The organism is Bacillus sp. SN1 (assembly GCF_002796895.1).
Classification (GTDB): Bacteria; Bacillota; Bacilli; order Bacillales; family Bacillaceae; genus Bacillus; species Bacillus inaquosorum.
Map to the genome: position 1 here is coordinate 36,606 of NZ_PHIE01000003.1, position 21,953 is coordinate 58,558.

21 protein-coding genes and 1 pseudogene are annotated in these 21,953 nt (G+C 42.9%); 18 read left to right on the forward strand and 4 right to left on the reverse strand.

Annotated features, from left to right (window positions below):
* Nucleotides 1–148 precede the first annotated feature (148 nt).
* The 3 genes from metK to alaP all read left to right on the forward strand — a co-directional run bounded on the left by metK (nucleotide 149) and on the right by alaP (nucleotide 4,916).
* Complete coding sequence (gene metK / locus CVV77_RS11855) at nucleotides 149–1,351, forward strand: methionine adenosyltransferase (protein ID WP_003229102.1); 1,203 nt, start codon at nucleotides 149–151, stop codon at nucleotides 1,349–1,351.
* Between the two features lie 148 nt (nucleotides 1,352–1,499).
* On the forward strand, nucleotides 1,500–3,398 hold the full coding sequence (asnB, locus tag CVV77_RS11860) for an asparagine synthase (glutamine-hydrolyzing) (protein WP_003238025.1): 1,899 nt from the start codon (nucleotides 1,500–1,502) through the stop codon (nucleotides 3,396–3,398).
* Nucleotides 3,399–3,524: 126 nt separating this feature from the next.
* Complete coding sequence (gene alaP, locus CVV77_RS11865) at nucleotides 3,525–4,916, forward strand: alanine permease AlaP (protein WP_003238023.1); 1,392 nt, start codon at nucleotides 3,525–3,527, stop codon at nucleotides 4,914–4,916.
* 258 nt (nucleotides 4,917–5,174) lie between these two features.
* Here the strand turns inward: alaP and CVV77_RS11870 are convergent, their stop codons facing one another.
* Nucleotides 5,175–5,690, reverse strand: a complete 516-nt coding sequence (locus CVV77_RS11870; protein WP_019259258.1) for a gamma carbonic anhydrase — start codon at nucleotides 5,688–5,690, stop codon at nucleotides 5,175–5,177.
* Nucleotides 5,691–5,738: 48 nt separating this feature from the next.
* On the opposite strand from CVV77_RS11870, the gene ytpA reads away from it, so the two are divergent.
* The gene (gene ytpA / locus CVV77_RS11875; protein ID WP_003238021.1) at nucleotides 5,739–6,518 is read left to right on the forward strand and encodes a phospholipase YtpA; all 780 of its coding nucleotides are present in this window, start codon (nucleotides 5,739–5,741) and stop codon (nucleotides 6,516–6,518) included.
* 20 nt (nucleotides 6,519–6,538) lie between these two features.
* Nucleotides 6,539–7,642 carry a tetraprenyl-beta-curcumene synthase gene (gene tbcS / locus CVV77_RS11880; RefSeq protein ID WP_100275484.1) on the forward strand — a complete coding sequence of 368 codons (1,104 nt, stop codon included), beginning with the start codon at nucleotides 6,539–6,541 and terminating at the stop codon, nucleotides 7,640–7,642.
* Here the strand turns inward: tbcS and mnmM are convergent.
* Together mnmM and mnmL are read right to left on the reverse strand one after the other, a co-directional pair.
* Nucleotides 7,632–8,216 carry a tRNA 5-(aminomethyl)-2-thiouridylate-methyltransferase MnmM gene (mnmM, locus tag CVV77_RS11885; protein WP_100275485.1) on the reverse strand — a complete coding sequence of 195 codons (585 nt, stop codon included), beginning with the start codon at nucleotides 8,214–8,216 and terminating at the stop codon, nucleotides 7,632–7,634. The two genes, tbcS and mnmM, sit on opposite strands and share 11 nt — an antisense overlap.
* Nucleotides 8,213–9,181 (reverse strand): tRNA modification radical SAM protein MnmL/YtqA, encoded by a 969-nt coding sequence (gene mnmL, locus CVV77_RS11890; RefSeq protein ID WP_003238018.1) that lies wholly within the window; start codon nucleotides 9,179–9,181, stop codon nucleotides 8,213–8,215. The genes mnmM and mnmL overlap by 4 nt, the downstream gene beginning before the upstream one ends.
* A 161-nt stretch (nucleotides 9,182–9,342) precedes the next feature.
* Here mnmL and CVV77_RS11895 point away from each other — a divergent pair, with 161 nt between their 5' ends.
* The 12 genes from CVV77_RS11895 to bceB all read left to right on the forward strand — a co-directional run bounded on the left by CVV77_RS11895 (nucleotide 9,343) and on the right by bceB (nucleotide 19,779).
* Complete coding sequence (locus CVV77_RS11895; RefSeq protein ID WP_003238017.1) at nucleotides 9,343–9,615, forward strand: YtzC family protein; 273 nt, start codon at nucleotides 9,343–9,345, stop codon at nucleotides 9,613–9,615.
* Between the two features lie 154 nt (nucleotides 9,616–9,769).
* Nucleotides 9,770–9,907: a hypothetical protein gene (locus CVV77_RS22030; RefSeq protein ID WP_003238016.1), complete on the forward strand. Its 138-nt coding sequence runs from the start codon at nucleotides 9,770–9,772 to the stop codon at nucleotides 9,905–9,907.
* A gap of 32 nt (nucleotides 9,908–9,939) precedes the next feature.
* Complete coding sequence (gene ytrA / locus CVV77_RS11900) at nucleotides 9,940–10,332, forward strand: GntR family transcriptional regulator YtrA (protein WP_019259247.1); 393 nt, start codon at nucleotides 9,940–9,942, stop codon at nucleotides 10,330–10,332.
* Nucleotides 10,325–11,203, forward strand: coding sequence for an ABC transporter ATP-binding protein YtrB (ytrB, locus tag CVV77_RS11905; RefSeq protein WP_100275486.1), 879 nt, complete (start codon nucleotides 10,325–10,327; stop codon nucleotides 11,201–11,203). The genes ytrA and ytrB overlap by 8 nt, the downstream gene beginning before the upstream one ends.
* Complete coding sequence (gene ytrC, locus CVV77_RS11910; protein ID WP_100275487.1) at nucleotides 11,197–12,183, forward strand: ABC transporter permease YtrC; 987 nt, start codon at nucleotides 11,197–11,199, stop codon at nucleotides 12,181–12,183. The genes ytrB and ytrC overlap by 7 nt, the downstream gene beginning before the upstream one ends.
* 29 nt (nucleotides 12,184–12,212) lie before the next feature.
* The gene (locus tag CVV77_RS11915) at nucleotides 12,213–13,187 is read left to right on the forward strand and encodes a cation-translocating P-type ATPase (protein WP_100275488.1); all 975 of its coding nucleotides are present in this window, start codon (nucleotides 12,213–12,215) and stop codon (nucleotides 13,185–13,187) included.
* 14 nt (nucleotides 13,188–13,201) lie between these two features.
* Nucleotides 13,202–13,897 (forward strand): ABC transporter ATP-binding protein YtrE, encoded by a 696-nt coding sequence (gene ytrE, locus CVV77_RS11920; protein WP_003238011.1) that lies wholly within the window; start codon nucleotides 13,202–13,204, stop codon nucleotides 13,895–13,897.
* Complete coding sequence (gene ytrF / locus CVV77_RS11925) at nucleotides 13,887–15,197, forward strand: ABC transporter permease YtrF (protein WP_084992837.1); 1,311 nt, start codon at nucleotides 13,887–13,889, stop codon at nucleotides 15,195–15,197. Before ytrE ends, ytrF begins: the two co-directional genes overlap by 11 nt.
* Nucleotides 15,198–15,293: 96 nt before the next feature.
* Nucleotides 15,294–15,989 carry a two-component response regulator BceR gene (gene bceR, locus CVV77_RS11930; RefSeq protein WP_084993044.1) on the forward strand — a complete coding sequence of 232 codons (696 nt, stop codon included), beginning with the start codon at nucleotides 15,294–15,296 and terminating at the stop codon, nucleotides 15,987–15,989.
* Complete coding sequence (locus tag CVV77_RS11935; RefSeq protein ID WP_100275489.1) at nucleotides 15,982–16,986, forward strand: two-component sensor histidine kinase BceS; 1,005 nt, start codon at nucleotides 15,982–15,984, stop codon at nucleotides 16,984–16,986. Before bceR ends, CVV77_RS11935 begins: the two co-directional genes overlap by 8 nt.
* Nucleotides 16,987–17,087: 101 nt before the next feature.
* Nucleotides 17,088–17,849 carry a bacitracin ABC transporter ATP-binding protein BceA gene (gene bceA / locus CVV77_RS11940; RefSeq protein WP_003238007.1) on the forward strand — a complete coding sequence of 254 codons (762 nt, stop codon included), beginning with the start codon at nucleotides 17,088–17,090 and terminating at the stop codon, nucleotides 17,847–17,849.
* On the forward strand, nucleotides 17,839–19,779 hold the full coding sequence (gene bceB / locus CVV77_RS11945; protein WP_100275490.1) for a bacitracin ABC transporter permease BceB: 1,941 nt from the start codon (nucleotides 17,839–17,841) through the stop codon (nucleotides 19,777–19,779). Before bceA ends, bceB begins: the two co-directional genes overlap by 11 nt.
* 36 nt (nucleotides 19,780–19,815) lie before the next feature.
* On the opposite strand, the pseudogene CVV77_RS11950 reads toward bceB, so the two are convergent.
* Nucleotides 19,816–20,561: pseudogene (locus CVV77_RS11950) on the reverse strand (LMBR1 domain-containing protein).
* A gap of 188 nt (nucleotides 20,562–20,749) precedes the next feature.
* On the opposite strand from CVV77_RS11950, the gene CVV77_RS11955 reads away from it, so the two are divergent.
* Nucleotides 20,750–21,943: an MDR family MFS transporter gene (locus CVV77_RS11955; RefSeq protein ID WP_100275491.1), complete on the forward strand. Its 1,194-nt coding sequence runs from the start codon at nucleotides 20,750–20,752 to the stop codon at nucleotides 21,941–21,943.
* Nucleotides 21,944–21,953: the final 10 nt, after the last annotated feature.

Consider the following 21,953-nt stretch of genomic DNA (forward strand, 5'->3'; position numbering starts at 1 on the left):
CCTTTCCTCGATGGAAAAGGTTTTTTTATTTCATAAATATGCCAATTAACATTCTCTAATATAACGTTACATTGTATAAAAGAGGGAGCGAGTTCCGTATCATATATACAAGGTCTTTCGGGAGGCCTTGTGCAGGAGGAAGCAAATCATGAGTAAAAATCGTCGTTTATTTACATCAGAATCTGTTACGGAGGGGCATCCGGATAAAATCTGTGACCAGATTTCTGACAGCATTTTAGATGAAATTTTAAAGAAAGACCCTAACGCGCGTGTTGCTTGTGAAACGTCTGTGACAACTGGTTTGGTTCTTGTCAGCGGAGAGATCACAACATCTACGTATGTTGACATTCCGAAAACAGTTCGCCAAACCATTAAAGAAATCGGATACACACGTGCGAAATACGGATTTGATGCGGAAACTTGTGCGGTTTTAACATCAATTGACGAGCAGTCTGCTGATATCGCGATGGGTGTAGACCAAGCGCTTGAAGCCCGTGAAGGCACAATGAGTGACGAAGAAATTGAAGCGATCGGTGCGGGTGACCAAGGTTTAATGTTCGGTTATGCGTGCAACGAAACGAAAGAGCTTATGCCTCTTCCAATTTCACTTGCTCATAAATTGGCCCGCCGCCTGAGTGAAGTGCGTAAAGAAGATATTCTTCCGTACCTTCGCCCTGACGGCAAAACACAGGTAACGGTTGAGTATGATGAAAATAACAAACCTGTCCGCATTGACGCGATTGTTATTTCAACTCAGCACCACCCTGAAATTACGCTTGAGCAAATCCAGCGCAACATTAAAGAACATGTTATCAATCCGGTTGTTCCTGAAGAGCTAATTGATGAAGAAACAAAATATTTCATCAATCCTACAGGACGTTTCGTTATCGGAGGCCCTCAAGGGGATGCGGGACTTACAGGACGCAAAATCATTGTTGATACGTACGGCGGCTATGCACGCCACGGCGGAGGCGCATTCTCAGGTAAGGATGCGACGAAGGTAGACCGTTCTGCGGCATATGCAGCAAGATATGTTGCGAAAAACATCGTAGCGGCTGAGCTTGCAGATTCTTGCGAAGTACAGCTTGCTTACGCGATTGGTGTTGCGCAGCCTGTGTCAATCTCAATCAACACATTCGGTTCCGGAAAAGCTTCTGAGGAAAAACTGATTGAAGTTGTTCGCAATAACTTTGATTTACGACCTGCCGGCATTATCAAAATGCTTGATTTACGCCGTCCGATCTACAAACAAACTGCTGCGTACGGCCACTTTGGACGCCACGATGTTGATCTTCCGTGGGAACGTACAGACAAAGCGGAGCAGCTGCGTAAAGAAGCGTTAGGAGAATAATTTTATAGCCGCTTACTGGTTAAGCGGCTTTCCCTTTTTTACGTTGTATTCATGTTTATTTTTTTACATAACCGTGAAACCAAATACTATTCACAGCGTCTATAAATAGGGGTTCAATGATGACAATTTTAATTATGGAGGCAATACTATGTGTGGATTTGTCGGGGTTTTTAACAAGCATCCGTTAGCTCAAACCGCTGATCAAGAAGAACTAATCAAACAAATGAACCAAATGATCGTTCACCGCGGTCCTGACAGTGATGGATATTTCCATGATGAGCACGTTGGATTCGGATTCAGACGGCTCAGCATTATTGATGTAGAAAATGGCGGACAGCCTTTATCATATGAAGATGAAACATATTGGATTATCTTTAACGGAGAAATCTATAACTATATTGAACTGAGAGAAGAACTTGAAGCAAAGGGGTACACATTCAACACGGATTCGGACACAGAGGTTCTTCTTGCGACTTACCGTCACTATAAAGAAGAAGCGGCGTCCAAACTGCGCGGTATGTTTGCCTTTCTGATTTGGAATAAAAACGATCATGTGCTTTATGGAGCAAGAGATCCATTTGGCATTAAACCGTTGTACTACACAACGATCAATGATCAGGTTTATTTTGCCTCAGAGAGAAAAAGTTTAATGGTTGCTCAGAATGATATTGAAATAGATAAAGAGGCATTGCAACAGTACATGTCTTTCCAATTCGTTCCTGAACCAAGCACGCTTGATGCCAATGTGAAAAAAGTAGAGCCGGGTTCACAGTTTACAATCCGCCCGGACGGCGATATCACATTCAAAACGTATTTCAAAGCGAACTTCAAGCCAGTTCAGACCGAAGAAGATAAGCTTGTGAAAGAAGTCAGAGACGCGATCTATGACTCTGTAAACGTTCATATGAGAAGTGACGTTCCTGTCGGTTCATTCCTGTCTGGCGGAATCGATTCTTCCTTTATTGTATCCGTTGCGAAAGAATTTCATCCAAGCTTAAAAACTTTCTCTGTCGGATTCGAACAGCAGGGCTTCAGTGAAGTCGATGTAGCGAAAGAAACTGCTGCGGCACTTGGCATTGAAAATATCAGCAAAGTCATTTCCCCTGAGGAATACATGAACGAGCTTCCGAAGATCGTATGGCATTTTGATGATCCGCTTGCTGATCCGGCGGCGATTCCATTGTACTTTGTTGCAAAAGAAGCGAAAAAACATGTAACGGTTGCCTTATCAGGTGAAGGTGCAGACGAGCTCTTCGGCGGATATAACATTTACCGTGAACCGCTTTCGCTTAAACCGTTTGAGCGCATTCCGTCCGGCCTGAAAAAGATGCTTCTGCACGTTGCGGCCGTTATGCCTGAAGGAATGAGAGGAAAGAGCCTGCTTGAGCGCGGCTGCACTCCGCTTCAGGATCGTTACATCGGTAACGCGAAGATCTTTGAAGAGTCTGTCAAAAAACAGCTGTTGAAACATTATAATCCGAACCTTTCATATCGCGATGTGACCAAGACTTACTTTACAGAAAGCAGCTCATACAGCGATATCAACAAAATGCAATATGTTGATATCCACACTTGGATGCGCGGTGACATTCTGTTAAAAGCAGATAAAATGACGATGGCGAATTCTTTGGAACTGCGTGTGCCATTCCTGGATAAAGTCGTATTTGACGTCGCTTCAAAAATTCCTGACGAACTGAAAACGAAGAACGGCACGACGAAATATCTTCTTCGCAAAGCAGCTGAAGGAATTGTGCCTGAGCACGTTTTAAACCGCAAAAAGCTTGGTTTCCCTGTACCGATCCGTCATTGGCTGAAAAACGAAATGAACGAATGGGTGCGGAACATTATTCAGGAAAGCCAAACGGATGCTTACATCCACAAGGATTATGTCCTTCAGCTTCTTGAAGACCACTGTGCGGATAAGGCTGATAACAGCCGTAAAATCTGGACTGTATTAATCTTTATGATCTGGCACAGCATCAATATCGAAAAACGGTATATGCCTGAAGAGCTGAGCCATCAGCCTAAAGAAGTCATCTTTGTGTAACAGACAAGGCTTTCGATTCGTCGAAAGCCTTGTATACTTTTATTTCTCCATGATCATTGATTACCTAATCCACACGAAAAATTCAGAAAAATGTTTTATTGATATTTTTTTCTAGGGGAGAAGAGCATGCAAAAACAAAAACAAGAGCTGCACCGCGGACTCGAGCAGAGGCATATTTCTCTAATGTCTTTAGGAGCTGCCATTGGAGTGGGGTTGTTTCTCGGCTCCGCATCAGCTATCAAATTAGCAGGGCCTGGTATTTTGGCAGCGTATGCCGTAAGCGGCCTGATCATGTTTTTTATTATGAGGGCGCTTGGAGAAATGGCCATTCAAAAACCGGTCGCCGGCTCCTTCAGCAGGTATGCGCGTGATTATTTGGGACCGCTTGCAGGCTATTTAACCGGATGGAACTACTGGTTTTTATGGGTTGTCACCTGTATGGCTGAAATCACTGCTGTCGGTATTTATATGGGATACTGGTTTCCGGACGTGCCAAACTGGATATGGGCATTATCGGCGCTGATCATTATGACGGGTGTTAACTTCTTGGCTGTTAAAGCTTACGGAGAGCTGGAATTTTGGTTCGCTTTGATTAAAATTGTCGCGATTTTATCTATGATTGCTGTCGGGTTATTGATGATCATCGCAGGGGTCGGCAATGGAGGCATTGCCACGGGAATCAGCAATTTGTGGAACAACGGAGGATTTTTTCCATATGGCATAAAAGGGGTTTTATTGTCACTCCAAATGGTGATGTTCGCCTATTTAGGGATTGAAATGATCGGGGTGACGGCTGGTGAAGTAAAGAACCCGCAAAAATCGTTAGCCAAAGCAATAGATACGGTATTTTGGCGTATTTTGATTTTTTATGTAGGTGCTTTATTTGTCATTATGTCTATTTATCCATGGCAGGAAATTGGCTCACAAGGAAGTCCGTTTGTCCTCACATTTGAAAAAGTGGGCATTCCATCTGCGGCAGGCATCATTAACTTTGTCGTCTTGACGGCCGCGCTGTCTTCCTGCAACAGCGGCATTTTCAGCACGGGTCGGATGCTGTTTAACTTAGCGGATCAGGGGGAGGCGCCAAAAGCCTATGGCCAGCTGACAAAAGGCGGCATCCCGGGTAAAGCTGTTCTGGCTTCAGCGGGCGCTTTATTGGTCGGCGTGCTGTTAAACTACGTTGTACCTGCGAAAGTGTTTACTTGGGTTACAAGCATTGCGACGTTCGGAGCGATTTGGACGTGGGCGATCATTTTGCTTTCTCAAATTAGATACCGGAAAAGCTTGCAGCCAGAAGAAAAGAAACACTTAAAATACAAAATGCCTTTCTTTCCGTTTACATCTTATGTGTCATTGGCATTTTTAGCATTTGTCGTTATTCTTATGGCTTACAGTCCCGATACAAGAGTAGCCGTGATTATCGGGCCGATATGGTTTCTTATCTTACTTGCTGTGTATTATGGAAAAGGTTTTCATAAGAAAAATGCGGCTGCTGCCAGCGAACGCAATATCAGCTGACAAAAAGAGCTCCCAGCGGGCTCTTTTTGTATGTACTCATAGAAAATAGAGAACAGGAAAGAATAGGAATGTGATTTTTGCAGAGCCAGATTACAGTTGCAGATTATGTTTTATGATAAGATAAAAGTCATACGTTTAATGCTACATGTGAACGTTTTATGGAAAAATCAAAACCCGAACTGTCATTACGTCCGGGTAAACGATGGTTATTGCTTTCAAACATAATTTGAAAAATGGTAAAGTAAGACGAAGCAGGTCTTATGTTTGCTGAAGTGATTTATAATATTGGCCCTTTGCTACATATTCCGACCGTATTCTTTGCATATCTTGTCGGTCTTCTTCCGTCAAAGGGCGGATGACTTTTGCAGGTCGGCCAAAGGCGAGGTGGCCAGGCGGGATGGTTTTTCCCGGAGGGACAAGACTGCCGGCACCAATAAAGGCCCCTTCGCCAATTTCGGCTCCGTCTAAGATGATTGAGCCCATGCCAATTAAGGCATTTTTTCGGATAACAGCGCTATGAAGTGTAACCTGATGCCCTATCGTGGCGTCATCTTCAATGAGAAGCGTCCGGTTCGGACTTTGATGGAGGCAGCTTAAATCTTGGATATTGACTCTGCTTCCGATTCTGGTCGGCGCGACATCTCCCCTTATGACAACAGAAAACCAAATGCTGGACTGTTCTCCGATAACGACGTCACCGGTAATTGTGGCATTATCAGCTACAAAGGCTGTTGGGTGAATATCTGGCTTGTGTTCCTTATAAGGGTAGATCATAACATTCATCCTTCTTTCTCTATTTAAATTTCGTATGAGGTGAACAGCATGTGGACCTGGAAAGCAGACAGACCTGTTGCAGTGATTGTGATGATCCACGGGGCAAGTGAATATCACGGACGATATAAATGGCTGGTTGAAATGTGGAGATCTTCGGGTTATCACGTTGTCATGGGCGATTTGCCGGGTCAGGGGACAACCACAAGGGCAAGAGGTCATATTCGCTCATTTCAAGAATACATTGATGAAGTAGATACTTGGATAGATAAAGCGCGAACCTTTGAGCTGCCTGTTTTTCTACTTGGTCACAGCATGGGCGGCCTGGTCGCGATTGAATGGTTTAAACAGCAAAGAAATCCCCGCATTACGGGAATTATTTTATCATCACCGTGTCTCGGACTGCAAATTAAAGTCAATAAAGCGCTTGACATTGCATCAAGAGGCCTGAATGTCATCGCTCCGTCACTTAAGGTTGATTCGGGATTATCAATTGATATGGCGACGCGCAATGAGGACGTCATCGAGGCAGACCAAAATGATTCGTTATACGTCAGGAAAGTATCTGTCAGATGGTACAGAGAACTGTTAAAAACAATTGAGTCAGCGATGGTGCCGACAGATGCGTTTTTGAGAGTGCCGCTCCTTGTTATGCAGGCAGGTGACGACAAGCTTGTCGACAAAACGATGGTCATCAAGTGGTTTTCAGGTGTTGCTTCCCACAATAAAGCGTACAAAGAGTGGGAAGGGCTTTATCATGAAATATTTAATGAACCCGAAAGAGAAGATGTCTTTAAAGCAGCAAGAGCGTTTACTGATCAATATATTTGAACTAGTTGGGGGTGCATGTGTTGACAGTACCGGAACATCCTTTTGGACTGATGGCAAAAGTATATCGAGATATTTTTCCGCTCGTTCATCGAGAACTGGACATATGGAAGCAAAAATCAGAATCAATTCATAACAGTGAATTAAAAGCACAGGCAACCGCAAGTATTCGAGATAAAACGTTCCACTGTGAAGGCGGCGGCATACTGGCCTTGTTGTCAGGCAATCAAAAGCAGAAATGCGTCGAGTTTATCATCGCGTATCAAACGATCAGTGATTATCTGGACAATCTGTGCGACCGCAGCACCTCACTTGACCCGCAGGATTTTCGGATGCTCCACACCTCAATGCAGGACGCACTGACAGTGGGAGCGGAACCGCAAAATTATTATCAATTCCGTGAAGAACAGGATGACAGTGGATATTTGCATGAGTTGGTCAAAACGTGCCAGCGTGTACTTAGTTCAATTGAGCACTACGACATGATTAAACCGTATCTGCTTGAACTGTGCGGCTATTATTGCGATTTGCAGGTGCATAAGCACGTTATTGAGCATGAGCGTGTTCCGCGGCTTGAGAAGTGGTTTACTCAATATGAATCAGAGCTGCCTGAGATGGAATGGTATGAGTTTTCAGCTTGTGCAGGCTCTACGCTAGGCATTTTCTGTCTTGTTGCGTATTCGTTCCAGCCTGATTTCACAGAAAACACCGCTAAAAAAATCCGCAACAGTTATTTTCCTTACATACAAGGTCTTCACATTCTGCTGGATTATTTGATCGATCAAGAGGAGGACTTGCTGGAAGGGGACTTAAATTTCTGCTCGTATTATCAGTCGCATGAAGAAATGATGAAGCGGCTTGAACACTTTATCCATAAAGCCGACGAACATTTGCAAGGTATTCCGCATGAAAACTTCCATCGTTTAATCAATCGGGGCTTGTTGGGCGTTTATTTGTCAGATGATAAAGTGGCGGGGCAAAAGGAAATGGGCCGGCTCGCGAAGAAGCTGATCAAAGCAAGCGGAAAAACCTCCTTTTTCTTTTATATCAACGGCAGAGCCTACCGGAAATTTCAAAAAATGGCCTGGATGAAAAACTCAAAGAAAAAAGCTCAAATCATTTGCTGATTTGAGCTTTTTTTTCGATGGCGACAATAAATGGTGGGTCATTTTGCTGATTGATAAATCCATATGTTAACACACGGGCTGTTTGCTGATCCAAGTCCCGGCAAAAGTCGAGTACGTCGTTTTTTTCAGCTTTGCCTTCCGGGTGACCATGATAGACGACCAGAACAATCAGGCCCTCATCTTTCATGATGCTGAGAAGCTGTTCAATCGCTTTGATCGTTGAACTGCCGTTCGTCGTAATCGATTTGTCCCCGCCCGGCAGATAGCCGAGGTTAAACACAGCGGCTGCCACTTTGCCATGTGCTTCCGGCGGTAGGGATTCAGCGATTTTGTCATGGCTTTTGTGAAATAACGTTGTTCGCGCTTGAAATGTCTTGCCGAGCCGTTCCTTCGTATTGGCCACGGCTGATTCTTGGATGTCAAATGCGTACACATGGCCGTTTTCACCGACAAGCTCCGCTAAAAACTGCGTATCGTGTCCGTTGCCCATCGTTGCATCTACGACGATATCTCCTTCTCCCGCGGCCATTTTCAGCAGCTCTTTGCTGTAAGGAAGAATTTTTTTCAAAATCATAGCGCTGATTCCTCCTCAAGCCGCTGAAAGAACTTTCCTTGATAGCTGCCGCGATTTTCAAGTTCTTTATTAATGGCGCCAAGCACTTCCCATTTGTTGACGCTCCACATCGGCCCGATCATCAATTCTATCGGTCCGTCACCTGTAATGCGGTGGACGATCATTTCCGGCGGAATGATTTCAAGCTGATCGCAGACGAGCTGCACATATTCATCTTGAGAAAGGAATTCCAGCTTTCCCTTTTCATATTGCTTGACCATCGGTGTGCCTTTCAATAGGTGCAGCAGATGGATTTTAATGCCCTGTACGTCCAAATCTGCGACGGCCTTTGCGGTTTCCATCATCATGTCCCGGTCTTCCAAAGGCAGTCCGTTGATAATATGTGAGCAGACCCGTATGCCGTGTTTTCTTAATTTATTGACGCCTTCCACATAGCAGTTAAAATCATGTGCGCGGTTGATCAGAAGAGCGGTTCGTTCATGAACCGTTTGAAGCCCAAGCTCCACCCATAGATATGTTCGTTCATTCAGCTCGGCCAAATAGTCAACAACATCATCAGGCAGACAGTCCGGGCGTGTGGCGATCGAAATGCCGACTACATCATCAAGGGCAAGGACGGATTCAAATTTCTCACGAAGCACCTCAACCGGCGCGTGCGTATTGGTGAAAGCCTGAAAATAGGCGATGTATTTGCCGTCCTTCCATTTTTCGTGCATGCGGTTTTTGATGTCATGGAATTGCGTAATTAAATCATCGGCCCGGTTTCCGGCAAAATCGCCGGAGCCTGCTGCGCTGCAAAATGTACAGCCGCCGTGGGCAACGGTGCCGTCCCGGTTCGGACAGTCAAAGCCGCCGTCCAGCGCCACTTTAAACACCTTATGGCCAAAATGATCTCTGAGATGATAATTCAATGTATGATAGCGTTTTTCCGTATTTGAATAAGGAAAAGGATTGTTCTGCATCACAATTCATGTGCCTCCTTGCGTACGATTGCATCCTAAAATTGTAGCACGCATTTCACAAGAGAACAAATGAATATCGACCATAAATTACTTTATTGAACGAAGTCAGATGGGGCTACAATATGAATGATGGATTGTTTCCATTACCAAGAGGAGGGGTTACTGTGGCAACAAGACAATCAGTAGATGAACATCTCCAGCAATGTATGCAGGCGTATGATTATGCTGAAGAACAGCTGAAAATCGCTTCTAAACAAGAGCATTATAACGATCAAGAATACAGTGATGCACAAATGCAGCTTGAAAACGCGGTAAATGCCTTGAATAAGCTGTGGCTGTCGTCAAATGATCAGCAGAGAGAACAGCTGTACAGAATGAGACTTCAGCTGCAAGCTTTGCAAAATAATATGATCCTGCAGCACCCTCTTGATGTATAAGAAACGGACCCTTTTGATAAGGGTCCGTTTTTTTGTAAAAAAAGGATTGACTTTGTACGTCAAAGTATTTATTGTATTAAGTGTACTAATTGAAGTAATACACTATAGACACTGATGGAAAGTCATTTATATATTGAAATTAAGGGAGGCAGTTATGAAACATAAAAAACGAAACAAACGTAACGTGCCAATGCTAATCACGGCATCTGTGATCGCTTGTTCTTTTTTTCTAGTTCTTGTGATGATCGGTTTTGAATGTCAAAAAAGTATAATTGATCAGTTTTATCTATAAAGGTTCAGATCGTATAGAAAGTAGGGAAGTAAATGATTCAAATCGATCCAAGAAGCTCAACACCCATTTACGAACAAATTATTCAGCAAATGAAAGAGCTTTGTTTGAAAGGGATCATGCAGCCTGGTGATAAGCTTCCTTCTGTCAGAGAATTGGCGACGATCATTATTGCGAATCCGAACACTGTCAGCAAAGCGTACAAAGAGCTTGAGCGAGAGGGGATTATTGAAACGCTTCGGGGCAGAGGGACCTATATATCGGAGAATGCAAAAACGACACTGGTTGAAGGGAAGATGACGATGATTAAAGAGCAACTTAAACAGCTCATCATCGATGCACACTATGCAGGGGTTGAGCTGGAGAAACTGCAAGAATGGATAAAGGAAATCAGCGCTGATGTGAAAGGAGGCACAAAAAATGATTGAACTACGGCAGCTGTCAAAAATGATAGACGGCAATCAAGTATTAAAAGATGTTTCATTAACAGTTGAAAAAGGAGAAATCTTCGGGCTGCTCGGCCGCAATGGATCAGGCAAAACGACGATGCTCCGCTTAATCCAACAAATCATTTTCGCAGACAGCGGAACGATTTTATTTGACGGCGTAGAAATCAAAAAGCATCCGAAGGTGAAACAGAATATCATCTACATGCCTGTTCAAAATCCTTTTTACGACAAGTATACATACAAGCAGCTAGTCGATATCCTGAGAAGAATGTATCCGAAATTTGATGTCACGTATGCGAATGAGCTGATGAACAGATATGAAATTCCGGAAACGAAAAAATACCGCGAGCTGTCGACAGGTTTGAAAAAACAACTTTCGCTCGTTCTGTCGTTTGCGGCGAGACCGGCGCTGATTCTCCTTGATGAGCCGACGGATGGAATAGACGCGGTGACAAGGCATGATGTGCTGCAGCTGATGGTCGATGAAGTGGCTGAGCGTGATACGAGCATTCTGATCACCTCCCACCGGCTTGAGGACATAGAGCGGATGTGCAACCGAATTGGTTTTCTTGAAGATAACAGACTGACGAATGTGATGGATCTTGATGAATTAAAAGAAGAATACATTAAAATTCAAATGGCGTTTGATACAGATGTCAATTTGGCCATCAGAGAGCAAAACATTCCGATGCTCGATCAGGCCGGCGTGTTCTATACGGTGCTGATTCCGAAAAGCGACGAAGAGAACAAGAGCTTTTTAAGAGAGCTGAAGCCAAAAGTGTGGAATGAGCTTCCTGTCAACTTGGAAGAAGTGTTCATTGCGAAGTTTGGAGGGAAGCGGAGATGGTAGACCGAGGTCTCCTCTATCGAGAGTGGAAGCAGAATCAAGTGGTGCTTTTGTTAAGTATTGTGTTTTTAGTGCTGGCAAATCCGCTTTCTATCGTTAATACGTATTTGTCTTATCAAGGGTGTCTGGCTCATCAAGACCCGCAATATTGTGATTTTATTGTCAATTATAGAGTAAGCAATCTGATAGATATCAACTGGGTGCCAGGTGTCATTTTAGCGGTCTGCTTCCTGGGAATGGAGCGTTCGAAAGGCACGATGGATTTTATATTAAGCCTCCCATATAACAGAAGCCAAATTTTTCAGACGAAATTTTGGTTAGGCGGTATTGTAATTGTGCTATCGCAATTGATTGGATTTTTACTTGCATGGCTGCTGATTCTTATCTATAACCCTGAACACGTCTACTTTTTTGAGCACAGCAGCGTTGGAGTTATCGTAATTAGTTTTATGGCTTACTGTTTGTTGATGGCCGCTGGGGCATTAACGGGGAATGTTTTTGCCCAGTTATTAACGGCATTTGCTGCTGCGGTATTGCCGTATTTAATTGTTGCTTTGCCGGTAGGAAACTTTGAAGTTGTTTTTGGCGTGAGTATATGGGAACTATTCCCTTCCCCTGAGGCTTATTTTTCTCTAACGAGCAATTTATCATATCTAGTGCCTATTGGTTACGTTGCAAATGGATGGCTGTCTGACAGTAAATATATTTTATTCATTCCAGCCGTAATGAGCATGCTGTTTTACTTGATTGGCTATATAAGCTTCAAAAAGCATCCAAGTGAACGTAACGGATACTTTTTCCTGTGGAACAGATTAGACCGTCCTGTACAAATGCTGATTATCGTTTTTGGTATTCTTGGATTTGGTTTATTTGGACATTCTGCCGGACAGTCCATCATTGGTTACATTTTTGGAATGATCATTGGAGCCGTAGTTGGATTCTTTGTGAGCTACTTCTCTATTTATAAGAAAACGAAACATTAAGAAATACTTTCGGTTTGGAGGGAAGTGATGTGCCGGATTCCGGGCTGTTTTATAAAGAGTGGAAGCAAAATAAAGCTCTGCTAATCATGATTTTTTTGGTATTTATGCTTAGCAATCCTTTTACTATTTTAAATACGTACATCTCATACCAAGGCTGCGTGGCTCATCAGAACGAGTGGGTCGGAACCTGCGTATTTACGATTAACTATTTAAACGGCACATTTATCTCACTGTTTTGGATTTGGGGTGTTGTTTTGGCGGTCAGCCAGCTTGGGATTGAACGAAGCAAGGGCTTGTTTGATTTTACATTGAGCCTTCCTTATACACGAGGGCAGATATTTAATGCGAAGTTCCTTACCGGCGGAATGGTGATTGTGATACCGCAACTCATAGGTTATGTTTTATCTGTTTTGCTGATAATGCTTTTGAAGCCTGATCAGGTCGTTCATTTTCATAACTACAGCCTTGGAATGATCATCATCAGCATGCTGGCTTATTCTTTGGTTATGGCTGGCGGAGCTTTGACAGGCAATATTTTTGCACAGCTGCTGGTCTCATTTACCGTTACCATCTTGCCTTTTTTAGTCATTACTCTGCCTGCGATTAACATAGATATCCTTTTTGGCGGAGCGGCATTTTTAGATTACCCTATACCTGAATGGATGCAGTATATATTTCCGATCACATATGTTGTTCCAAACTGGGTTGAGGATTCACCGTATTATTTAGTGATTCCGGCTGTGATGAGTATCATGTTCTACATTATCGGCTACATCAGTTTCGTCAAACTGTCTAATGAACGAAACGGGTATTTCTTTTTGTGGAAATCACTTGACCGTCCGGTTCAAGTAATCGTCATTATCATTGGAATCATGGGCTTCGGATATTTTGGATTTTCCGCAACGGAGAGCTTTGCCGGATATCTTATTGGCATGGCTGCAGGAGCTGTGATCGGTTTCTTCATCAGTTATTTTGCGATTTATAAAAAAACGAAACTTTTATAAGGGAGAGAGAACTTATGATAGATGTTCAGCATATTGACCATTCTTTCACGATCGGGAAAAAGGGCCGTGAGAATGAAGTTCCAGTTTTGAAGGATGTTTCATTAAGCGTGGCGAAAGGGGAAATCGCCTGTATCGTCGGACGAAGCGGCTCAGGAAAATCAACGCTTTTGAATTTAATATCCGGCTACATATCGCCGACAAAAGGGCGGATTGTCATTAACGGCACTGATGTCACCGGCTTTAATGAAAAGGAATGGGCGCAGTTTCGTCTTGACCATTTCGGATTTATTTTTCAAAGCTTTCAGCTTATCCCGGGGTTAACGACGTATGAGAATGTTGAAATGCCGCTGGCGTTAAAAGGGATCAAACCGTCCGAGCGCAAGCAAAAGGTGCAGGACATGCTGAAACGCGTCGGTCTGGAAAATCACGCTGCTCATTATCCGAATGAACTGTCAGGCGGCCAGCAGCAGCGTGTCAGTATTGCGCGAGCATTGATTTTAAACCCATCGATTATTTTAGCGGATGAGCCGACGGGAAGCCTTGATTCAGAAACGGAACAGGAAGTGCTTGAGTTGATTCAGCAGCTGAATCGAGAGCGTGGCATTACATTTGTGATCATTACTCACGATGATGAAGTCGCATCTATCGGACATTCAAAATTTCAGCTTCATGACGGTGTGTTAAAAGGGGGAATTACCGTTGAGGTTTAAGGATCAGGTTCATTTTATCAGAAGAAATATGAAGAAAAACAGACTCCGCGTCTTTATGACAATTCTTGCGACAACAATGGCGTGTGCATTTTTGGTTGTGCTGTCGTCGGTTGGATTCGGGATTCAAAAGACAATCACAGATATGACGATGAGCCAGCAGGTTGTAACGAAAGTCAGTGTAATGGGCAAGGAAGGGGATAAGCCTATTAAAAAAGCTGATTTAGAGAAGTATGATCATGTAAGGTCAGTTGTAGAAAGAACGCAAGTGTATGAACCAAACAAAGCAACTTTAGGCAATCGTACAAATGAAAGCTCTAATCTCATCTTTACTAATATGAGTGATGAATTAAAGGCCAATATGGAATTGGAAAAGGGAAGAGTCGCAAAGTCGGAAAATGAAATCGTAGTAGGATACGACTTTGCAAAGAGATTATTGACGAAAAAGGAATCAGAAGAATATAACAAAAAAATTGAGGAAGCAAAAGGAAATCCAGAAGATATAAAAGAACCAAAAGGCTATACGAAAGACATTCTGAACAAAACAATTGAATTAAGTGTATCAAAAACAGATCCCAAAACAGGGGATGTTAAAAAAACAAAAACATATGACTTTAAAATTGTTGGTATTACCAAAAAACCATCTCAAGATTGGATGGAGGACTCAAACATCTTCATCAGTGATCAATTCAAAAAAGATTTTTCCGAATTTTTGGATTTTAAAGGCGGAAATGTTGAGACTAACATCGGCGTTTTTGCTGATAAATTTGAGAATGTGGAACAGCTGACAAATGATCTAACAGAAGACGGGTACTATGTAACTTCAGTGACTACCGAGCTTGAGGGAGCCAACACCTTCTTCATGGTCTTCAAAATCGGCTTGATCTTTGTCGGATGTATCGCTGTTATTATCTCTGCAATCGGCATTTTTAACACGATGACGATGGCGGTTACAGAAAGAACGCAGGAGATCGGCATTATGAAAGCGATTGGAGCGAGTCCGTCTATTATTCGCCGAATGTTCTTGATGGAAAGCGCGTATATCGGGATTTTAGGCTGTGTGATTGGGATTATCATTTCTTATGGCGTGAGCTACCTTGTCAACTTGGCCGTTCCAATGATTCTCGCGGCGACAAGCGGGGGCGATGCGGGCGATTTGAATTATACATTCTCCTACATCCCGGTCAGCCTTGTCATTATTGCCGTTGTGATTTGCGGAGGGGTTGCGGTGATTTCCGGAATGAACCCGGCACGAAAAGCAACCAAAACCAACGTACTGACAGCGTTGAGAAGAGAATTATAATGCGTACGAGCCGGCTGAGACAGCCGGCTTTCTCTATAGCGCATGATGGCGTTTTACTATACACTTGATAAAAAAGGAAAAAGTGCGGTGAGTCGATTGTTTAAACTTTTGCTGATTGAAGATGATGAATCGCTGTTTCATGAAATTAAGGATCGTTTAACGGGATGGTCCTATGATGTATACGGCATTCAGGATTTCAGTCAAGTGCTGCAGGAATTTGCGGCGGTTCAGCCTGATTGTGTCATTATTGATGTCCAGCTTCCTAAATTTGACGGATTTCATTGGTGCCGGCTGATCCGCTCCCGGTCAAATGTACCGATTCTCTTTTTATCCTCCCGAGATCATCCTGCTGATATGGTGATGTCCATGCAGCTCGGGGCAGATGACTTTATTCAAAAGCCGTTTCATTTTGATGTGCTGATTGCGAAAATCCAAGCGATTTTCCGGCGTGTGTATCATTATAATACGGAGGCGAGCGCGCTCAAAACGTGGTGCGGGGCTGCCATAGACGCAGAGCAGAACCTCGTCAGTAATGACAAAGGCTCTGTTGAACTGACTAAAAATGAAATGTTTATTTTAAAACAATTAATAGAACAAAAAAACAAGATAGTCAGCCGGGAAGAGCTGATCAGAAGCTTGTGGAACGATGAGCGTTTTGTGAGTGATAATACGCTGACCGTCAATGTCAATCGGCTGCGAAAAAAACTGGACGCCCTGCAGCTTGGCACATATATCGAGACGAAGGTCGGCCAAGGCTACCTGGCGAAGGAAGAGGATCATTTCTATGATTAAAGCATTCCTCACTGAAAGGCGAAGCTGGATTGCCGCGTTTTTGTTTCAGCAGATTTTGATTTTGCTCATTGCTTTTGTTGATCCCTCCATTTCATTTGAAAATGTTCTTTATATGGTGTATTTGTGTGTCTTGTTTTTTATGATATTCCTTTGGGTCCGCTATCGGAAAGAAACGGCGTTTTATAAAAGCCTGAAAACATGGGAGAACAATCTTGATGTGGCAGCGATAAGTGAACCGGAAACGCCGTTTGAATCGATGATTGAAAGAAGCATTACCGGGCAAACGGAACACTTGAAGCAAACCGCAGTCCGGCATCGCTTGGCATTAGAAAATGAAAAAGATGAGCTGATGGCATGGATTCATGAGGTTAAAACCCCATTAACAGCAATGCATTTAATCATTGATAGAATGGAAGACCCAGCTTTGAAATCTCAGCTGTCATATGAATGGCTGCGTATTCACCTGCTTCTTGATCAGCAGCTTCATCAAAAACGCATGTCATTTATTGAAAATGATCTGTCTGTAGAATCCATTCAGCTTCAGCCTTTGATCTTCAAGGAAATCAAAGATTTACAATCGTGGTGTATCCAAAAAGGGATTGGCTTTGATATTCAGCTGGAGGCTGAGGAAGTGCTGAGCGATGCAAAATGGCTGGCATTTATTATCAGGCAGCTGCTGACAAACGCAGTGAAATACAGCGAAGCCTCTGAAATTGAGATCAAAAGCTTTCAAAAAGGGGAGCGGACGCACCTCAAAGTGAAAGACTTTGGCAGAGGCATTGATCAAAAAGATGTGCCGCGTATTTTTGATAAAGGTTTTACATCCACAACGGACCACCATGATCAAGCGTCCACTGGCATGGGGCTGTACTTGGCGAAAAAAGCCGCGGCGCCGTTATTGATCCATATTGATGTGCATTCGGAGTTCGGAGCAGGGACAGTTTTTACATTAACCTTTCCAAAACGGAATCAATTTGAACGTGTCATAAGTGTGTGACGAAAATGTCACATGCTTTTCTTTTTTGTTCGCCTAATCGAAGGAAAAGCCCGGCAATCCTTTTTATAATAACATTATCCAATATAAAGGAGACTACGGATATGATGATTTTAGAAGCGAATAAAATTCGAAAAAGCTATGGTAACAAGCTGAATAAACAGGAAGTGCTGAAGGGCATCGATATTCACATTGAAAAGGGTGAATTCGTCAGTATTATGGGTGCTTCCGGATCGGGCAAAACCACTTTGCTCAACGTACTGTCTTCGATTGATCAGGTCAGTCACGGAACGATCAACATTAACGGAAACGAAATGACTACTATGAAGGAAAAGCAGCTGGCTGAATTTAGAAAACAGCATTTAGGCTTTATCTTTCAAGATTACAATTTGTTAGACACACTGACAGTGAAAGAGAATATTCTTCTGCCATTATCGATCACGAAAATATCAAAAAAGGAAGCCAATCGCAAGTTTGAGGAAGTTGCAAAGGAATTGGGAATTTATGAATTGCGGGATAAGTACCCGAATGAAATTTCCGGCGGCCAGAAGCAGAGAACATCGGCCGGTAGAGCGTTTATTCATGACCCGAGCATTATTTTCGCTGATGAACCGACCGGCGCGCTCGATTCGAAATCAGCCTCCGATCTATTAAACAAGCTGAGCCAGCTCAATCAAAAACGCAACGCCACGATTATTATGGTCACCCATGATCCTGTTGCGGCCAGCTACTGCGGCAGAGTCATTTTTATTAAGGATGGGCTTATGTATACGCAGCTTAATAAAGGAGGCCAAGACAGGCAGACGTTTTTCCAGGATATCATGAAAACGCAAGGCGTGTTAGGCGGGGTGCAGCATGAACATTAATCAGCTCATCCTGCGAAATCTGAAAAAGAATCTTCGGAATTACTATCTGTATGTGTTTGCGCTAATCTTTAGCGTGGCGCTTTATTTTGCCTTTGTCACACTGCAATATGACCCTGCGATTAACGAAGTGAAGGCTTCAATCAAGGGAGCCGCGGCTATTAAAACCGCTTCGATTTTGCTTGTGGCTGTAGTGGCGATCTTCATTTTATATGCCAATACGATTTTTATTAAGAGACGGAGTAAAGAAATCGGACTGTTTCAATTAATCGGAATGACGAAGCATAAAATCTTTCGCATCTTAAGTGCAGAAAATATCATGCTGTATTTCGGCTCTTTAGCTATCGGGGTATTTGCCGGGTTTTCAATATCAAAGCTTGTGCTCATGATCTTGTTCAAAATTGTCGATGTCGAAGCTGATGCGAAACTGCATTTTTCCGGGCAAGCCTTGATCCAAACGATCATTGTGTTCTGCGGCATTTACCTTTTGATTATGATCATGAATTATACGTTTATCAAAAACCAGAGTATTTTATCTTTGTTTAAAGTGACGTCCTCCACTGAAGATAAAGTGAAGAGAATATCATTTTTCCAGATGCTGATCGGCGCTTTAGGCATCGTGCTGATTTTGACAGGATACTATGTGTCCTCTGAGCTGTTCGGCGGAAAATTTAAGACCATTAATGAACTGTTTGCTGCGATGAGTTTTATCCTGGGGACCGTCATTATCGGGACGTTTCTCTTCTATAAAGGATCGGTTACGTTTATCTCGAACATCATCCGAAAAAGCAAGGGCGGATACTTAAATATTTCCGAGGTCCTGTCACTGTCATCGATCATGTTCAGAATGAAATCAAATGCGTTGCTGCTGACGATTATTACAACCGTTTCAGCGCTCGCCATTGGGCTGTTATCGCTCGCTTATATTTCGTATTACTCGGCAGAAAAGTCTGCTGAACAAAATGTAGCGGCTGATTTTTCATTCATGAATGAGAAAGATGCCAAACAATTTGCAAACAGTTTGAGTGAAAGCAACATTTCGTATGTAAAAAAAGAAACTCCTGTTCTGCAAGCAACTTTTGATGTCACACGTATCATGGATGGAAACCCGAAAGAAATGCAGGGCGATCCTAGCAAATTACAGCTTGCTGTTGTTAGCGACAAGAATGTAAAAGGAGTCGATGTGGCGGCTGGAGAGGCGGTTTTCTCAGGATACACCGACTTGCTGCAAAAAATAATGATTTTAAAAGACTCCGGCAGCATTAAAGTAAACAGCAAGCATGAAACGCAACCACTAAACTATAAAGGATTAAGAGATGAGTTTCTTGTATCCTACACGTTCACAAGCGGGGGAATGCCCACAGTTATAGTGGATGACAGCTTGTATAAACGGCTGAACAAAGATAAAGACCCCCGCATTCAGCTCGCGCAATCTGAATTTATCGGCATCAATGTGAAACAAGAAGACCAGCTGGAAAAAGCAAATGAGCTTTTTCAAAAGGTGAACAAGAAAGATCAGCATTTATCAAGACTGGATACAAGCATTGTGCAAAAATCACTGTTTGGTCTCGTTATGTTCATCGTCGGCTTCTTAGGATTAACGTTCCTGATTACATCGGGATGTATCCTTTATTTTAAACAAATGGGTGAAAGTGAAGATGAAAAACCGAATTATACGATTTTGAGAAAACTCGGTTTTACGCAGGGCGACCTGATAAAGGGGATACGCATCAAACAAATGTACAACTTCGGCATTCCGCTGGTTGTCGGCCTCTTCCACAGCTACTTTGCCGTCCAATCCGGCTGGTTCTTATTCGGATCTGAGGTGTGGACGCCGATGATAGTGGTAATGGTGTTATACACTGCGCTTTACTCCATTTTTGGTTTTCTGTCAGTTCTTTATTATAAGAAGGTTATTAAATCGTCGTTGTAAAACAGCAAAAGCTCCAGAAATTCTGGAGCTTTTTGTTTATCGTTTTGGCGCCCGATAACCGGCGGCTTCAGCTTCTTCAACTGAGCAAAACATTTCAGCCGGGTCGGTTGTCCGGTCATAGTATGTACTGCCAGGCGTGTGGTAGATGCCGTTTTTGCTTCCTTTGATATCACAGCCTTCTGCTGTGTCAGCTGTTTTGGTTTCATCACTTTTATTCGTATTGCTTGAAGGATTTCCAGTATTTTCATGAGAACTGGCAGTTTGGCTTTTGCCTCTTTTAATTGTTTTTCAAGCTTTGTTTTATCTTGTTGGAGTGTTTCATTTTCAGCCTTTACCGTTTTTGTATCTTCTTTGAGCTGTTTTTGATTTTCTTGAAGCTCTTTCATCTCTGCTTTTAATGATTTCTCAGTCTTTTTGAGTTCGCTATTTTCTTTTTTTAGCTGTTCAAGCTTGCCTTGATCTTCTGTGTTGTCTTTCAATTTCTTTGCTTCAGAGCTGACAGATTTATATTCTTTCTCAAGTTCTTCATGCTCTTTTGTGAGACTTTTGTATTCGGCGTTTAGCGCTGAATATTTTTTCTCAGCATTTGCTGCAGCAGCATCAGGTTCTGACAATCCTGCTCCGGTGAAGAGCAGCACGAGGCCTCCTATGAAAAGTGGCCAAAAGAGTCTCTTAGAGAAACGTTTTTCCTTTTTCAGCACATATCTGACGAGGTGATACAATCCATAGCCAAGCGAAATGAGACATGCAAGAAAACCTAAAAATGCTAATGCCATTTCCATAAAATTACCCCTTTTTCTATTTATTTTACATTTTTTGAACAATATTTGTTAGATTTTTTCACGCTCATCAGTTGAAAAATGTGAGATAGACAGATAGAATGAATGTGCTATGATAACTGGATTCGTACGGAGCCGTTTTAGGTTTCGTTTTTTTCATGAGCTTTTTTAGGTAAGAAAGGGGGATGAGTATGCCGCGTGCTCTTAAAATTTTAATTATAGGAATGTTTATCAATGTGACAGGTGCTTCTTTTTTATGGCCGCTGAATACGATTTATATCCATAATCATTTAGGGAAGTCATTAACAGTAGCAGGGCTTGTCCTCATGCTGAATTCAGGCGCCAGTGTAGCCGGAAATTTATGCGGCGGTGTTTTGTTTGATAAAATCGGCGGCTTTAAATCGATTATGCTTGGGATTGCGATTACGTTAGCAAGCCTGATGGGCCTTGTCTTTTTTCATGATTGGCCGGCCTATATTGTGCTGCTGACGATTGTGGGCTTTGGTTCCGGTGTTGTTTTTCCGGCCAGCTACGCAATGGCAGGATCAGTGTGGCCTGAAGGGGGAAGGAAGGCATTTAATGCGATTTATGTCGCGCAAAACGCTGGTGTGGCTGTCGGATCAGCGCTCGGCGGTGTCGTGGCGTCTTTCTCGTTTTCATATGTATTTTTGGCGAATGCTGTATTGTATCTGATCTTTTTCTTTATCGTATATTTCGGGTTTCGAAATATTCAGACGAAGGATGCGTCTCAAACGTCTGTGCTTGATTATGATGCTATAAACAGCAAAGCAAAATTTGCCGCGCTCATCATATTATGCAGTGGCTATGTACTTGGATGGCTTGCTTATTCTCAGTGGTCTACCACGATTGCTTCGTACACACAAAGCATTGGAATATCTCTTTCCCTATACAGCGTGCTGTGGACGGTTAACGGAATTTTAATTGTGCTTGGCCAGCCGCTTGTCAGTTTTGTAGTGAAAAAATGGGCGGAGTCGCTGAAAGCGCAAATGGTCATCGGCTTTATCATTTTTATTGTATCCTTCAGCATGCTGCTGACGGCAAAGCACTTCCCGATGTTTCTGGCTGCAATGGTGATCCTGACTATCGGGGAAATGCTTGTCTGGCCTGCGGTGCCAACGATTGCCAACCAGCTTGCCCCTAAAGGGAAAGAAGGATTTTATCAAGGCTTTGTCAACAGCGCGGCGACAGGCGGAAGAATGATTGGCCCGCTGTTCGGCGGAGTGCTTGTCGATCATTTCGGCATTCAGGCTCTTGTTTTATCTCTTTTGGTTTTGCTGTTGATCAGTATTGCCACAACGCTTTTATATGACAAACGGATAAAACCGGCAAAAGAAACCAATAGGCAAGCAACAATCTCTTCATAATAAAAGATCC